This window comes from Sulfuricaulis sp., assembly GCF_049587675.1.
Taxonomy (GTDB): Bacteria; Pseudomonadota; Gammaproteobacteria; order Acidiferrobacterales; family Sulfurifustaceae; genus Sulfuricaulis.
Genome location: NZ_JBAVEJ010000258.1, coordinates 1 through 15824, shown reverse-complemented (window position 1 = coordinate 15824; position 15824 = coordinate 1). Strand labels below are relative to the sequence as shown.

Genomic DNA, 15824 nt, shown 5'->3' with positions numbered 1-15824 from the left:
GTATTGGAGCCCGCCGCGCACGCGCCGACCGCGCGTTTCGATGCGTCCCTCAGACTGCCGCCATCCGCCACGCGCGCGCTCAAGCACTGGACTCCGGTGCACGTGCATCTCGGCGCCGCGGATGCGATGGGGCACGTCTCGATGTTGCAAGGCATGGGCATCGAACCGGGCGCCAGCGGCTACGCGCAGATCGTGCTCGATCAACCCGTCGGCGCGTTGCGCTGCGACCGCTTTATCTTGCGCGACCAGTCGGCGCAGCAGACACTCGCGGGCGGGGTGGTGCTCGATCCCTTCGCGCCGGCGCGCAAAGTCCGCACGCCCGCACGCCTGGCGGTGCTCGCGGCGCTGCAGCGTCCCACGACGTCCGATGCCTTGCAGCAACTGCTCAACGACGCGCCAATGGGTGTGGATCTGTCATGGTTCGCGCGCAGTTTCAATCTGCGCGCCGAGGCCACCGAGACGCTGTATCGCGAGATCCCGATGGTGACGGTCAACGTCGCCGGCGCCGGCCGCTATGGTTTTGCGCCGTTGCGCTGGGAGACGACGCAGCAGGCGGTGCTGGCGGCGCTCGCGGCCGAACACGCTCGCGCCCCGGAGCTGCTCGGCCTTGAAGGCCGGCGCCTGCGCCGGTTGGCGACCCCGGATCTGCCATGGGAGGTGTTTGTGGCGCTGGTCGATCAGTTGGTGGCCGGGCAGCGCATGGCTCGTCACGGCCCGTGGCTGCACCTGCCGCAACATCGCATCACGCTCACCGGCGCGGAGGAAAAGCTCTGGCGCGCGGTGGCGCCGCTGCTCCGGGCCACGCCATTTCAGCCGCCGTGGGTGCGCGACATCGCGCAGACGCTCACGGCGCCCGAGCCGCAGGTGCGCAGCCTGTTGCAGCGCGTGACCATGCTGGGTGATACCTACGAAGTCATGCGCGACCGTTTCTTCACGCGCGAGGCGATTACCGAACTCGCGCGCATTGTCTCGGAGCTCGCGATGGAAAACGGCGCGGTGACGGCGTCGGAGTTCCGCGACCACATCGGAACCGGGCGCAAGCTCGCGATCCGGATCCTCGAGTATTTCGACAAGACCGGTTTCTCGCGCCGCGTCGGCGACGCCCACTGCGTGCGCGACCCGACCCTGCTTGTCGGACACATCAAGACAAACGCCGACGCCGGCAGCGGCCGGCGTGAGGAACAGGTTTACGGAAGAGACTCGCACCCCGGTGGGGCGACCTGACTTCAAATCCGGTAAGGGCCGTCAGCCGGTCCTTGGTGGGTTCGACTCCCACGCTCTTCCGCCAATTTAATGGAGGTGTGCTATGTCAGACGTTCGATTGACCAGTTTGTCGCACGGCGGTGGATGCGGCTGCAAGATCGCGCCCGCCGCGCTCACGGAAATCCTTGCCAAGGTCCCGCGCCCGTTCCTCGATCCCGCGCTGCTCGTGGGCATCGAGACCAGCGACGATGCCGCGGTGTATCGCCTGAACGACGAGCAGGCGGTCGTCGCCACCACCGATTTCTTCATGCCGATCGTGGACGACCCGTACGATTTCGGGCGCATCGCCGCAACCAACGCGCTGTCCGACATTTACGCCATGGGCGCGCGCCCGATCTTCGCGCTCGCCATTGTCGGCATGCCACTCAACAAGCTGCCGGTGAACGTGATCCAGGATATTCTCGCGGGCGGGGCCTCGGTGTGCGAGGCTGCGGGCATTCCCATCGCCGGCGGCCACTCGATCGATTCGGTCGAGCCGATCTACGGCCTGGTGGCGCTCGGCGTGATTCATCCGCAGCGCGTCAAGCGCAACAGCACCGCGCGCGCCGGTGACGCCATCGTGCTCGGCAAGGCGCTGGGCGTCGGGATTCTCAGCGCCGCGCTCAAGAAGGGCGCGCTGCCGGAGGAGGGATACCGGCAGATGCTGGCGAGCACCACGCAGCTCAACACCGTCGGCCATCCGCTGGTGGAAATTCCCGGGGTGCACTCGATGACCGACGTCACCGGCTTCGGCCTGCTCGGCCATCTCGCCGAGATCTGCCGCGGCTCGCGGCTCGGCGCGCGCGTCGCGTTCGAGTCGCTGCCGGTGCTCCCGGCGGCGCTGTCGCTCGTGCAGCAGGGTTACAACACTGGCGCCGCCCCACGTAACTGGGCGAGTTACGGCCATGACGTGCGGCTGCCGGACGATCTCGCGCCGTGGCAGCAGGCGCTCCTGTGCGATCCGCAGACGAGCGGCGGATTGCTGGTTACCTGTGCGCCGCAGGCGGTTACCGAAGTGTTGTCATTGTTTCGCGACGCGGGATTCGCCAGCGCCGCGGTGATCGGACAAATGCAGGTCGGCGCGGTGCGCATTACCGTGGATTACCGGCTGGATTCGCCGTCCGAGTCTGCCGCCGTACAGGTGACTGAAATCCCAGGCTGAAGCACTAAATCATAAAATGTGAGACAATCCGCCGCCTGCGTTTGATGTTTGCCAGGCGCCTGACCGGGGATATCCGGCCGCGCCGTGGGTCTGCCCAGCAATACATGCCATCGCGATAGATTTTTTTAAGGCTTTTTGGGAGCGCGGTGGCGTGTGCCATTCACGATTCAGAAAGCCCCGTGTTAACTTTTTTCCCTGGAACAGTGCCTTGATCATCACCGCCAACATCACCATGCAGTTCGGGGCCAAGCCCCTGTTCGAGAACATCTCGGTCAAATTCGGCAACGGCAACCGCTACGGCCTGATCGGCGCCAACGGCTGCGGCAAGTCGACGCTGATGAAGATACTCGGCGGCGACCTGGAACCGAGCTCGGGCAACGTCTCGGTCGACGCCAACGAACGCCTCGGCAAGCTGCGCCAGGATCAGTTCGCCTTCGAGAACTACACCGTGCTCGACACCGTGATCATGGGCCACGCCGAATTGTGGCGCGTGAAACAGGAGCGCGACCGCATCTACGGCCTCGCGGAAATGAGCGAGGAAGACGGCATGAAAGTGGCCGATTTGGAACACAAGTTTTCTGAACTCGACGGCTACACCGCCGAGGCGCGCGCCGGTGAATTGCTGCTCGGCCTCGGTATACCCTTGGAACAGCATACCGGCTTGATGAGCGCCGTGGCCCCGGGCTGGAAACTGCGCGTGCTGCTGGCGCAGGCGCTGTTCGCGGACCCGGACATCCTGCTGCTGGACGAACCCACCAACCATCTCGACATCAACACCATCCGCTGGCTGGAAGACGTGCTCAACGCGCGCAACAGCACCATGATCATCATCTCGCACGACCGGCACTTTCTGAATGGCGTGTGCACGCACATGGCCGATCTCGACTACGGCGAACTGCGCGTCTATCCCGGCAATTACGACGAATACATGACCGCCGCCACCCTGGTACGCAATCAGTTGTTATCCGACAACGCAAAGAAGAAGGCGCAGATCGCCGAGCTTCAGACCTTCGTCAGCCGTTTCTCCGCTAATGCTTCCAAAGCCAAGCAGGCCACCTCGCGCGCGCGCCAGATCGAAAAGATCGAGCTGGCCGAGGTCAAGCCGTCGAGCCGGCAGAATCCTTTTCTGCGTTTCGATCAGGCCAAGCGGCTTTATCGCCAGGCGCTGGAAGTAAAGAAAATGAGCCAGGGCTATGGCGCAACACCGCTATTTAAAAACCTCAACTTGTCGGTCGAAGTCGGCGAGCGCGTGGCCGTGATCGGCCCCAACGGCATCGGCAAGACCACGCTGTTGCGCACCCTGGTCGGCGAACTCGCTCCCGCGAGCGGCACGATCAAATGGTCGGAGAACGCCAACGTCGGTTATTACGCGCAGGATCACGCCGCCGACTTTGCCACCGAGATGTCCTTGCTAGACTGGATGAACCAATGGAAAAAACCCGGCGACGACGAGCAGGCCATCCGTGCCGTCCTCGGCCGACTGTTGTTTTCCCAGGATGAAATCAAGAAATCGACCAAGGCGCTGTCCGGCGGCGAGCAGGGGCGCATGCTGTTCGGCAAGCTGATGCTGCAGCAGCCCAACGTGCTGATCATGGACGAACCCACCAACCACCTGGACATGGAATCCATCGAGTCGCTCAACACCGCGCTGGAAAAATATCCCGGTACGCTTATTTTCGTCAGCCACGACCGCGAGTTCGTCTCGTCCCTGGCCACGCGCATCATCGAGATGACGCCGCGGGGCGTCGAGAACTACGGCGGTACATACGAGGACTATCTGCGCAGCCAGGAAGAGCAGGCGGCGCAAACGCCCGGCCGGATGCAGAAGGTTCGGTAGTATCGAATCCCTGCTTACGCAGGGATGACATGTAAAACCTGGACCCCCGCCTTCGCGGGGGTGACAACCTCTTTTGATTGTCATGCCCGCGGAGGCGGGCATCCAGGGTTTACATATAGATTCCCACCTTGTCCTGAATGTCGTCCCCGCGTTAGCGGGGATTCCTCTATTGTGCGTAATCGATGTTAATGCCTTGTTGCAGCAGTTCCGCCCGGCGTGCGGCGTTGTATTGGGAGAAGCTGCCGAATTCTTTGTAGTACCCGCCACTCACGTAACGCAGCAATTCCTTGAAGTGAAAGTGATACAGCATGCCGTCGACCCGCGCCCGTTCCTTGCCCTCGTTGAACAGCACGATTCCCGGCCGATAGGTTAGCCCGAGTTGTTCCACCCACTGTTTTGGCGTGGTGCGCTTGCCGTCGATGTCCGTGATCGGCTGATCCGAATAAGCGTCGAGCCGCACGACCGTGAAACGGGAAAGCTCCGGTATAACCTCCGGATTTTTCAGCACCTTGTCGTGGAACTCGTCGCAGTCGGTGCAGTCCTTATCCTCGAACATCACCGCAAGGGGTTTGCGGTAGCCTTTGAAATTCGTCAGTTCCCGGAACATGGGTTCGGCGCGCAAGCGGTAGGGCGCCTGCTGTTGTTTCGCGACAAAACTCGTCAGCGATTCCTGGCGATAGGCCTGCTGCTGCACGTAGTCGAGCGCCTGCCGAAAAGCTTGGCGCTTGCGGAAGCCGTCCAGCCGCAGCGCCGTCCTGCCCTCGTGGTCGATTAAAATAATCGTCGGCGTCGCATACACTTTCAGCATCTTCGCCAGCGCCAGTTCCGAGTATTGATGCCCGTCGAGCCACTCCACGGCGCGGCTGCCGCGAATATCGATGCCGATCACGTCGAAGTGACGCTCGATGAATTCCCTGGTTTCGCCCTCGCGGAAATTCTCGTTAAGCATGCGCGCGCAATACGGACACTCTTCGAGATGCAGAAAAAGCATTATCTGCCGCCCGTGCGCGTTGGCATCTTTCAGATCGTCTTTCAGATCGAGGAAGCTCATCTTGAACCACTCCGGCATGTCGTACTTGACCCCGCCGGTCATTTTGCCGGGGGCCGCCTCGGCCGTGGCCGGAACGCCGGCGATGGAGAGCGCGATCACCAGTGCAGTAAAAAGAAGTTTCATGCCATCATCCCTCAGCCGTTAACTTTAAGTATGTCATGCCCACCGCCGTCAAAAGCATTTGAGCGTAGATAGCTATTTAACTCCAGAAAGACGTTACTTCGAAGCTTCTCATTCCCTCTCTAAAGCGAGGATATAATCAATCATGAATCGCTGGCGAAGGCCGGTAAGCAGGTGAGCGCGAAATTCCAGTGGTAGTCTGAACCTGCCGGCGGAGCGCATAGCGACGGGGGCAAAATGCAGCCAGGCATCGGAATCAGACTCGCGGTACTCTTGGCGACAGCCATCCTGCTCGATGGCATGACGGTAGTTATTACCCAGGCAGCATCTACCATGCACACGAAAATGCGACCCGGCGATCACACGCTTGAACTGACCCACCATGGCCTGAAGCGCCATTACGTTGTGCATGTACCGCCGGGTTATGACGGGAAAACCATGGTTCCCGTCGTCATCATGTTTCACGGCGGCGGTGGCAAGGCGCGCGGCGCCATGCAGGAGACCGGCTGGTCCGCCAAATCAGACAAGGAAAACTTCCTTGCGGTGTACCCGGAGGGCGTGCCGCGCGATCCCAGCCGCCGCGGCAGCTTTGTGGCCAACCCGCAGAGCTGGAACGACGGTTCGCAGCGCGCCATCGTTGCCGCGTCGTTAAAGAACATCGACGACGTCGGTTTCGTCAATGCCATGCTCGACGACCTGGGCACGAAATTCCGCATCGACCCGCAACGCCTTTACGCCACCGGATTTTCCAACGGTGCGTCCATGACGTTTCGCGCGGGGCGCGAACTTTCCGCGCGCCTAGCGGCGATCGCGCCTGTCGCCGGCAGCGACTGGCTGGAACAGCCCGCGCCCGCCCGGCCGTTGTCGCTGCTGTACATAACCGGCACCGCCGATCCGTTGAACCCGCTCGAAGGCGGCGAGATTACACTCGGCGGGAAACCGGCCGGCAACAAACCGCCGGTGCGGGACTTTATCCGGAAGTGGGTGAACATGCTCGGTTGCGCGCCGGTGCCGAAAACACTCGGCGACCGTGACGGTGTCAAAGGCATCGCCTATACCTCATGTCATGAGAATTCCGCGGTGATATTTTATACTGTTGAAGGCATGGGACATTTCTGGCCGGGCGGAATGAGCCATTTGCCGGAGCGCGTGATCGGCAAATCCTTCAATAAGATCAGCGCCACCGATGTGATCTGGGAATTCTTTCAGCAGCATCCCAGGAAGTAAGCAAAGGGAATCCCCGTCAGCGCGCAATTGCGGTGATATCGTCTTCGCGATCGATGTCGACCAGCACGCCCGGATCTTCCACTTCGATCAGGCGCAATTCTTTGCTGTATTGCGCCAGAATGTCGCGCCCGCCGCGGTCACCGTCCAACGCGGTAAGCGCCGCGCGAAAGTGCCGCGCAAAGCCGATGGGATGACCGCGCTCCCCATGGAATAGCGGTGCGGCGAGTTCTGCGCCGGCGGCAATGGCCTCGGCCACGGCCTGTATCGTCGCGGGTTGGATAGCGGGCATGTCGGCCAGCGCGATGAGCCAGCCGTTGGCCTCGGCGGCGGCAACACCGCAGGCAAGGCTTGTGCCCATGCCGCCATCGGCATTCGGGTTGACGACGATACGCAGACCCTCAGCCGCGAGCAGCGACGCAAGAATTTCCTCGCCGGGACGCAGCACGGCGACACAATCGGGAAGGGTGTCAATAAGATTCCGTGCCGCGGCAACACCGATGGCCGTGCCGTTGGGCAAGCGCGCCAGGAGTTTGTGGCTGCCGAAACGCTTGCCGTGACCGGCCGCGAGCAGGACACCGACGATATTGGAAATCATTTCATAAATCCCTCTATCGCTAGAGAGGGGATAAATTGATCGCGTTATCCGCTGACCTGAAGCCGTGCCGGCGCGACCAGCGAACGGGCCTCGAGCGCGATGTTATGCCGTGCGGCGGTCACGCCTGCCAGCACCGCGACCGCGATCTCCGCCGGTGTCTTGCTACCGATCGGCAGGCCGACCGGCCCGTGCAGGCGCGCGAGGTTTTCACGCGACACGCCAAGCGTTGTCAGGCGCGCGCGGCGTTTGTCATTGTTGACGTGCGAGCCGAGCGCGCCGACATAAAATGCCGGGCTGGCGAGCGCTTCCAGCAGCGCCATGTCGTCGAGTTTGGGATCGTGCGTCAGCGCCAGCACCGCGCAACATTCGTCAGCCAGTACCCGCACCGCATCGTCCGGCATGCCTTCATCGATGGTGGCGCCGTTTACCCGCCAAAGACTCGCGAGTTCTTCGCGCGGCTCGCAGACGATCACTTCGTAGTCGAGCGCCAGGCCCATCTGCGCCACAAAGCGCGACAGCTGGCCGGCGCCGATCAGCAGCAACCGCCAGCTCGGACCGAACAGTTTGCGTAAATTTTTCCCATCGAACAAGAACTCATCGCGCGCCGTGGCCGGATGCAGGCTCGCTTCGCCAGTGTCGAGACACAGCTGCCGGACCACGAGCTGGCGTTCATCGATTTTATCCAGAATGCTTTTCAGCGACGCCGCGTTTTCCAGCCGTTCGAGCACCAGTTCCAGCATGCCGCCGCAGGGCAGACCGAACCGTTGCGCCTCCTCCTGCGTCACCCCGTATGTGATAACAGCGGGAAATTTCTCCGGCAACCGGCCGGAATGCAACCGTGCCACCAGATCTTCTTCCATGCAACCGCCCGAGACCGAACCGACGAAGCGGCCGGAGGCCACGAGCGCCGCGAGCGAACCCGGGGGGCGCGGCGAAGAGCCGAAGGTTTTGGCGACGGTGGCGAGATAAACCGGTTCGCCCGCTGTCAGCCAGTCGACGGCGGTGCGCAGGACTTCACGATCCGCGGTTTCCATTGACTATATCCGGATCGGTAGCCGCCGCACCGGTTTGCCGGTGGCGGCTAATACGGCATTGGCCAGGGCCGGTGCCAGCGGCGGCACGCCCGGCTCGCCGACACCGGTCGGCTTGGCGCTGCTGGGCACGATGTGCACCTCGATCTTCGGGGTCTCGGGCAGGCGCACGATCTGATAGTCGTGATAATTCGATTGCACCACATGGCCGTCCTTGAGCGTGATCTCGCCGTACAGCGCCGCGGACAATCCGAAAATAATCCCGGATTCCATTTGTGCGCGCACCATATCCGGGTTGACGGCCACGCCGCAGTCGACGGCGCACACCACGCGTTCGACCTTCGGTTTGCCGTCGGCGATGCTGATTTCCACTACCTCAGCGACGTAAGAATGAAACGACTCGTGCACCGCGACACCGCGCCAGCGTCCCTTCGTCAGCGGCTTGCCCCAGCCGGCCTTCTGCGCCGCGAGGTCGAGCACGCCGCGATGGCGCGGATGGTCCTTGAGCAGTTGGCGGCGGAACGCCACCGGATCCTGTTTGGCCGCGACCGCCAGCTCGTTGATCATGACTTCCGTGGAAAACGCGTTGTGCGTGCTGCCCACGCTGCGCCACCACAGCACCGGCACGCCGACCTGCGTGGTGTGCAGATCCACCAGCATATTAGGTATCGCGTAGGGGAGGTTGGAAGCGCCTTCGACCGAGGTGAAGTCGATGCCATCCTTGATCATCGCCCCGAACGCCGTGCCGGCGAGAATCGATTGCCCGACGATGCGATGCTGCCAGGCCAGCGGCCGGCCACGCTTGTCGAGACCGGTGGCGATGGTGTGCACATACAACGGCCGGTAGTAGCCGCCACGGATGTCGTCCTCGCGCGTCCACAGCAGGCGAATCGGCGCATTCATGGCGCGCGTCGCCTTCGCCACCTCGACGCCCTCGCTCACGTAATCCGCCGTCGGGTTGGCATGCCGGCCGAAACTGCCGCCGGCAAGCAGCGTATGTATCGTCACTTGTTCGGTCTTGAGCCCCGTGATGCGCGCGGCGGTGGCCTGGTCGAGGGTCTGCTGTTGCGAGCCGGCCCAGACTTCGCAGGCGTTGTCGCTCAGCCGCACCACGCAAGCCAGCGGTTCCATGGGCGCGTGTGCGAGGTACGGAAACTCGAACGTGGCCTCGATTTTTTTCGCCGCGCCGGCCAGTCCCTTGGCAATATCACCGGCACGGTGCGCTACCGCGCCGGGTTTTTTGGCCAGCTCCATATACTGCGCCAGCAGTTCATCGCTCGAACGTTTCTCGGCCGCGCTGTCATCCCATTCCACGTGCAGCGCATCGCGCGCCTGTTTGGCCGACCAGAAATCGGTGGCGACCACGGCCACGCCCTGCGGGATTGCCACCACGGCCTTCACTCCCGGCATTGCCTTCACCGCCTCGGCGTTGAAGCCCTTACTCTTCGCGCCGAACAGCGGCGGGCGCGTTACCAGAGCGGTCAGCATGCCGGGCAGGCGGAAGTCGCTGGCGTAGATCGCCGCGCCGGTGGATTTATCGACGCTGTCGGTGCGCGGCACGTACTTGCCGATGAGTTTCCACTGCTTGGGGGTTTTGAGCTTCACGTCCTCCGGCGGTGTCAGCGTGGCGGCGAGCGAGGCGAGCTCGCCATAGCTCGTGCGGCGCTTGCCTTGGGTGTCGATGACAAAGCCGTTCTCGGCGCGCAATGTGCGCGCGTCCACTTTCCAGGTTTGCGCCGCGGCGGCAATCAGCATCGCGCGCGCGGTCGCGCCGGCGCGGCGTAACTGTTCCCAGGAATTGGTGGTACTGGTGCTGCCGCCGGTGCCTTGCGAGGTGCCGCCCCAGGCGAGGTTACCGTAACGCCTGGCATCCGCCGGCGCGGATTCGACGCGGATCTGGCTCCAGTCCGCATCCAGCTCGTCCGCCACGATGGTCGGCAAGCCGGTGTAAACGCCTTGCCCCATCTCGAGGTGCTTGGAGATCACCGTGACGGTGTTGTCAGGTGCGATGCGCAGGAAAGCATTCGGCATGAATTCCACCTCTGTTGGCGGGCCGGCGGCTGCTTCGAGCCGGCCGGGGAGATACAAACCGATCAGCAGCCCGCCACCGGCCGCGGCCGACACTTTGAGAAATTCACGACGGTTGAGATTGAGTGCGGTATTCATGCCACGTCCCCCTTCGCCATCAGTGCCGCGGCTTTCTTGATGGCGCTGCGGATGCGCACGTAAGTGCCGCAGCGGCACAGTACGCCGCTCATGGCCTCGTCAATGTCCTGATCGGTAGGCTTGGGTTTGCTGTTCAGCAGCGCCACAGCGGAGAGAATCTGACCCGACTGGCAGTAGCCGCATTGCGGAACGTCCTCTGAGATCCACGCCCGCTGCACCGGGTGCGCGTGTTTCACTGACAGGCCTTCGATGGTGGTGATGGGTTTACTGCTGACGGATGAGACGGAAGTGATACAACTGCGCACCGGTTGTCCGTCGACTAGCACAGTACACGCGCCGCAGACGGCGATGCCGCAACCGTACTTGGTGCCGGTGAGACCGACATGGTCGCGCAACACCCACAACAGCGGCGTGTCGGCAGCCACGTCCACCTCCTGCTGTGTTCCGTTGATGAGCAGGTTAATCATGGCGTGCCTCCTTTCCGTGGCGGTGATCCGAGCGGGATACATATGGTAGAGCCGCCGCGCGGTATGGACAACAGGGTGGCGGGAAACCACATGAATATAAGGGAACTCCGGTTGAAATGTCGTTGACTCCGTACCCGGGATATTTGCCACACATCAAGGAAGATTGACCGTTCGGCGTATCTACTATTGTCGATCGATCCGTGACGCGAGAGTATTGGTGTACTCAGGTGAAACACACAATGAGTCAATGCAGTTACGAGGAGCAGACATGAACACTTCGTCCATCCTGAAAACATACAGCTCCTTGGTCATATTCAGCACGATACTGGCCGTTTCCAGTTGTGGCGGCTCGGGCGGCGGCGGTAGCAGCGGCGCTGGCACTGGCACGCTGTCGCTGCAAATTACCGACGGGCCGGTCGAAACCGCTGATAATGTCCTCATCCAGTTCAGCGGGCTCGAAATCCAGGCGGCCGACGGCAAGCGCACCACGCTGTATTACTGCCAGGACCCGGCGGATGCCACCAAAACCGTCTTAAGCGATACCGCATGCACAACGCCGCCGGCGACGAAACAGCTCGATCTGCTGGCGCTTTCCGGTGGTCAGACGGATTTTCTGCTGGATAGCTTCACGCTACCGTCCGGTCATTACAGCTGGATACGGCTGATGGTTGACACCGCTGACCCCCTCGATTCCTACATCGTCGTGTCGGGTACACCCCACGAGCTCACCATTCCGAGCGGCATGCAGACGGGCATGAAGCTTAACCGCGGTTTCGACGTGCCCGCCGGCGGCAGCGCCGACTTCACCATCGACTTCGACCTTCGCAAGTCAGTGCACATGACCGGCACTGGCGACTATATGCTGCGCCCGACGCTGCGCATGGTAGACAACATCATGGCCGGCTCCATCTCCGGCACGGTCGACGCGTTGCTCGTTCCCGGCGGCTGTACTCCAGCCGTATATGTCTTCGAGGGTAGCGGGGTTACGCCTGACGACATCGACGGCATCGCGGCCGACCCCGTGTCCACTGCGAGCGTGAAGCTGGACATCAGCGACGGCATTTACAAGTACAAAGCTGCCTTCCTTGAGGCCGGCAGCTACTCCATCGCCTACATCTGCGATGCTGCGGCCGACGATCCGACTGTCGATAATGCGCTGACCTTTAGTGGCACCACGACGGTTTCGGTGACGGCCAAAACCAACACGGTGCTCAACTTCTAGCGGTTGACCGGAAATCTCAATCGGTAAACATCCGCCCGGCCGGGGCGGCGCATGCGCTTGCACACGCCGCTTTACTACGCAGTTGACTCGCGTCATGATTCACCGATGAATTCCGCCCCCAGCAACCTGCCGTCTGGCGCGCCATCGCGCCGTTTCGGTTGGGTTCAAGTCACGTTGTTCCTGCTCGCGACTCCGGTATCGAGAATATGCGCGTGGGACAGGGTCACTTGAAGATCAAGCTCACGGAGGCTGATAGCAATGTTGTGGAAAGGGGAAAGACAAAGCGAGAACGTTGAGGACCGCCGCGGTTTTACGCTGGCACGCGGCATCGGAGGCGGCGGTCTCGGCATCCTGGCGGTGGCCCTGGTCGCGATGTTCTTCGGCGTCGATCCGACGGTCATCCTTCAAGACCTGACAACCTCGAATGTCCCGACGTCCTCCTCCTCGGTTCCCGTGGCGCTCACCGCGGCGGAACAGGAGCAGCGCGAATTCGTTTCCGTCGTGCTCGCCGACACCGAGGATGCCTGGCACGAACTGTTCCGCCAGATGAGCGCGACCTATAGTGAGCCCAAGCTCGTGCTGTTCACTGGCGCAGTGGAGTCGGCCTGCGGTATGGCCCAATCGGCCGTCGGCCCGTTCTACTGCGCGCAAGACCAGAAGATTTATATCGATCTGGACTTCTATCGCGAACTTCGCGACCGCTTTCATGCGCCAGGGGATTTCGCGCAGGCCTATGTCATCGCGCATGAGGTCGGGCATCACGTGCAAAACCTCCTCGGCGTAATGCCGAAGGTTCAGGAGGCGCGCCTGCGCGCGGATGCGCGCGGCGGCAATGCCCTGTCGGTACGCCTGGAACTCCAGGCTGACTGCTTTGCCGGCGTGTGGGCCAACCACGCCAACAAGATGAAGCATATGCTCGAGGCCGGCGACGTTGAGGAAGGGCTTAACGCCGCCACTGCGATTGGTGACGACCGCCTGCAACGGCAGGCAGGCCGATCCGTTAGTCCGGATTCATTTACCCACGGCAGTTCCGTCCAGCGTGTCAGCTGGTTCAAACGCGGCCTGGCGAACGGTGATCTTCGCGATTGCGATACGTTTGCCGCTGCGCAATTGTGAGATAAGGTCCCGTCCCGCAAAATAAAAAAGCCCGGAGACAGGGGGAGGTCTCCGGGCGTATCACAACGGCAGCGACGGACACGCTGCCGAAATATTATTGCAGCTTGACCACCGCCAGGCGGCTGGTGAGTGTGACCGAATTGTTATCCCATTTGCCGCGCGCGCCGACACCCCACACGCGATGCGCGGCGGCGAGCTCGGCGGTAAGACCGTTGCTGAAACTGTCAAATGAGCCGTAGAGTTGCACCGTGTGCCCGCGGACGATGGCGTATTGACCAACCTCATCGGGCTGTACCGTCGGGTTGCCCGTCAGCGTCGTGGCCACCCCGCGCTGGAACATGTGGTGCAGCCAGCTGCCGGTGATATCCGTCACCATCGCCTGGTTCGTCAGGCTCGAGAACGGATTCGGCTGCGGCATCATCCAGGCAACCGCCATCCACGCCGGTACATCGGACAGATCGATCACGGTCTGCGCGTTGAAATCATTCGTCACCACCTGACCGTAGGCGACCACGAAACCGCGCACACGCACCGGATCGTTCGTCGTCAGATTAGCGAGACTCAAGCCCGTGGTGTTGATGCGGTAGGCTGTCGGGTTGCTGTCGCCGCTGCCGCCCGAACCCGTGCCGGTGAAGCTGTAGATCGTGACCGGCCGCCCGTTGATGGTCTGGAGGTTCACGGTGATCTGGTTCGTGCCGGTCAGATTCACGCTGCCGGTGACGGTGGAGAGCACGATCCGCACCAGGCCATTGGTGGTATCCAACGTCGAGCCCGTCAAGGTGCCGAGGGCGGTAATGCGGCTGCCAACTGAAATATCGTCGGTGGTGACCGCACCGCCCAATTGACGCGCCACCTTGGTGCTGGAATCGAGCGTGACGCTGACGGTATCGTTGAACAGCAGCGTACCGTCGGTACGCACCAGCGCCGCGCCGCGCACCGTGAGCGAGCTACCGCTGCGGGCAATCACGCTGCCGGTGACGACATCCTTGGTGCCGAAGGCGACGCTCGAGCCGGCATAAACTTCGGTGGCGAGGAAGCTGTGCGTGGCCACATTGAAATTACCCACGGCCACGGTCGCGGTGCCTTGCGGCTTGCCGTCCAGTTGCGTCAACCCCGCCGCGCCTTGATACGCATCGCCGTCGATTTCATACATCGTGGCGTTGTCGGTTTTGACTGTCAGCCGCCCGAAATCGCCGATCAGCCGGTGAAACGGCCGGACCGCGACGACAAATTCGCTCGCCGTCGGGTCCACGCTCACCAGCGGCCCGCGCACGCGATGCACCTTGGGGGTCGCCAGATCCACGTCGGCCAGCAGCAGCGGCGAAACCGTCACGGTCGCCGCATTCAGATCGACGGTATTGGTCGCTTCCAGGTCGAAGTCGAGAGTCAGATGCGCCGGGATGCCCGGGCGCACGACCAGCGGCTTGTTGCCGTCGAGCTTAACCTGAAGCGTCATCGTCGTGATCGGATTGCCCGAGGTATCCTTGGGCGAGACCAATAGCGCATTACTTCCCGAGGCCACGCGAATGTCGGCGTTGGTGTAATCCAGCGTCATGTCCACGCGCGTATACACGCCCGAGGGCACGGTCGCGGCGTTCAGGAATTCCGTCATGTCCGTGTACTGCGCGAAGTCCACGCGCGTCTTGACGGGCAGCGCATCGACTACCGCGCCGTCGGCGCGCGTGAGCGTCAGCGCTGTGATATCCACGGAGTAAGTGATGAAGTCGCCGTCGGCGTCGGTCAGCCCGACGTACACCACGCCGGAGTCGCTACTGGTGCTGTCGGAACCGCCGCCGCTGCCACAGGCCGCGAGAAAGGCGCCGGTAAACAGCAGTAACGCGCCCAATAACCCCTGGCGCCAGCGGTGGGAGAAGCCCGCCGCGCGGGCCGATAGCAAGGAATGGTCCTGTGTCATGATGATTCTCCTCCTGTGTGGCAGATTATTGTTGCTTACCGGGATTTAACGTCAAGGTCTGCCAGCCGTTGACACACTGTGCCTCAAATGGCGGCTATCCGCCGCACCGTTTATCGATAAAAAAGCAGCGGTCATATATACGGCAATTCGGCCATGCTGCGCCTGGGCGCCTGCGGGGAATCTGTATTCTGTCCTTGAAGGATTTTCTGAAGTTGGGCTATAACCCAACTCCGCCGACGTGAACCCAGATCCTCAACACCACCGAAGCATTATCAATATTTCGATAGCCGACTATATTTATAAATTACTATTTCGCTGCGTTGAATTTACGGCCCATCGGTGTAGCATAATGCCGTCCTCAATCCCGAGGACGATGGAGCGTAACTCTAAGAAATACCTCTCACCTGTGAGAGGCGCGCCATCCCAAGTGGGTGGGCTGAGAGAGGCCAGTAGAAGTAAGAAGTTGCAGTTACGTGCCGTTACAAAAGTAATGTAACAAAGGCTTCGTAGTCACTCAGCCCGGCCCACGCTTAGTTCATTCGTAGTTCTCCCGGCGTTGCATTTCCACGTAAGTGAATGAATGCATTCCCTCTGCGCGGGGATGACATGTAATGCCTGGACTCCACCTTCGTGGGGGCGACATCTTTTTTGTCTGTCATGCCCGCGTCGGTGG

At 62.0% G+C, this 15824-nt stretch carries 12 protein-coding genes and 1 tRNA gene; 7 read left to right on the top strand and 6 right to left on the bottom strand.

Annotation, left to right across the window (positions count from 1 at the left end):
- The 4 genes from WB402_RS13570 to WB402_RS13555 form a co-directional block, all read left to right on the top strand.
- Nucleotides 1-1224: SelB C-terminal domain-containing protein (locus WB402_RS13570; protein ID WP_424208742.1), on the top strand; the 1224-nt coding region annotated here is incomplete at its 5' end.
- Nucleotides 1192-1288, top strand: a tRNA-Sec gene (locus WB402_RS13565). The genes WB402_RS13570 and WB402_RS13565, both read left to right, overlap by 33 nt.
- A gap of 18 nt (nucleotides 1289-1306) precedes the next feature.
- Nucleotides 1307-2404, top strand: coding sequence for a selenide, water dikinase SelD (gene selD, locus WB402_RS13560; protein WP_424208740.1), 1098 nt, complete (start codon nucleotides 1307-1309; stop codon nucleotides 2402-2404).
- Between the two features lie 208 nt (nucleotides 2405-2612).
- Nucleotides 2613-4241, top strand: coding sequence for an ABC-F family ATPase (locus WB402_RS13555; RefSeq protein WP_424208738.1), 1629 nt, complete (start codon nucleotides 2613-2615; stop codon nucleotides 4239-4241).
- A gap of 166 nt (nucleotides 4242-4407) precedes the next feature.
- Here the strand turns inward: WB402_RS13555 and WB402_RS13550 are convergent, their stop codons facing one another.
- A complete protein-coding gene (locus WB402_RS13550) occupies nucleotides 4408-5415 on the bottom strand; it encodes a thioredoxin family protein (RefSeq protein ID WP_424208736.1) in 1008 nt (335 codons plus the stop codon).
- A gap of 234 nt (nucleotides 5416-5649) precedes the next feature.
- Between WB402_RS13550 and WB402_RS13545 the strand changes: the two genes are divergently transcribed.
- The gene (locus tag WB402_RS13545) at nucleotides 5650-6639 is read left to right on the top strand and encodes an alpha/beta hydrolase family esterase (protein ID WP_424208734.1); all 990 of its coding nucleotides are present in this window, start codon (nucleotides 5650-5652) and stop codon (nucleotides 6637-6639) included.
- A gap of 16 nt (nucleotides 6640-6655) precedes the next feature.
- Here WB402_RS13545 and WB402_RS13540 read toward each other — a convergent pair whose 3' ends face one another.
- The 4 genes from WB402_RS13540 to WB402_RS13525 are packed head-to-tail and all read right to left on the bottom strand — an operon-like array spanning nucleotide 6656 to nucleotide 10898.
- Nucleotides 6656-7234, bottom strand: coding sequence for a nucleotidyltransferase family protein (locus WB402_RS13540; RefSeq protein ID WP_424208732.1), 579 nt, complete (start codon nucleotides 7232-7234; stop codon nucleotides 6656-6658).
- Between the two features lie 44 nt (nucleotides 7235-7278).
- Nucleotides 7279-8268, bottom strand: coding sequence for an XdhC family protein (locus WB402_RS13535; protein ID WP_424208730.1), 990 nt, complete (start codon nucleotides 8266-8268; stop codon nucleotides 7279-7281).
- A gap of 3 nt (nucleotides 8269-8271) precedes the next feature.
- Nucleotides 8272-10431, bottom strand: coding sequence for a molybdopterin cofactor-binding domain-containing protein (locus tag WB402_RS13530; RefSeq protein ID WP_424208728.1), 2160 nt, complete (start codon nucleotides 10429-10431; stop codon nucleotides 8272-8274).
- Nucleotides 10428-10898, bottom strand: a complete 471-nt coding sequence (locus WB402_RS13525; protein ID WP_424208726.1) for a (2Fe-2S)-binding protein — start codon at nucleotides 10896-10898, stop codon at nucleotides 10428-10430. The genes WB402_RS13530 and WB402_RS13525 overlap by 4 nt, the downstream gene beginning before the upstream one ends.
- 268 nt (nucleotides 10899-11166) lie before the next feature.
- On the opposite strand from WB402_RS13525, the gene WB402_RS13520 reads away from it, so the two are divergent.
- Nucleotides 11167-12120: a DUF4382 domain-containing protein gene (locus tag WB402_RS13520; protein WP_424208724.1), complete on the top strand. Its 954-nt coding sequence runs from the start codon at nucleotides 11167-11169 to the stop codon at nucleotides 12118-12120.
- A gap of 258 nt (nucleotides 12121-12378) precedes the next feature.
- The gene (ypfJ, locus tag WB402_RS13515; RefSeq protein ID WP_424208722.1) at nucleotides 12379-13236 is read left to right on the top strand and encodes a KPN_02809 family neutral zinc metallopeptidase; all 858 of its coding nucleotides are present in this window, start codon (nucleotides 12379-12381) and stop codon (nucleotides 13234-13236) included.
- Between the two features lie 94 nt (nucleotides 13237-13330).
- Here the strand turns inward: ypfJ and WB402_RS13510 are convergent, their stop codons facing one another.
- A complete protein-coding gene (locus tag WB402_RS13510) occupies nucleotides 13331-15151 on the bottom strand; it encodes a DUF4382 domain-containing protein (RefSeq protein WP_424208720.1) in 1821 nt (606 codons plus the stop codon).
- Nucleotides 15152-15824 lie beyond the last annotated feature (673 nt).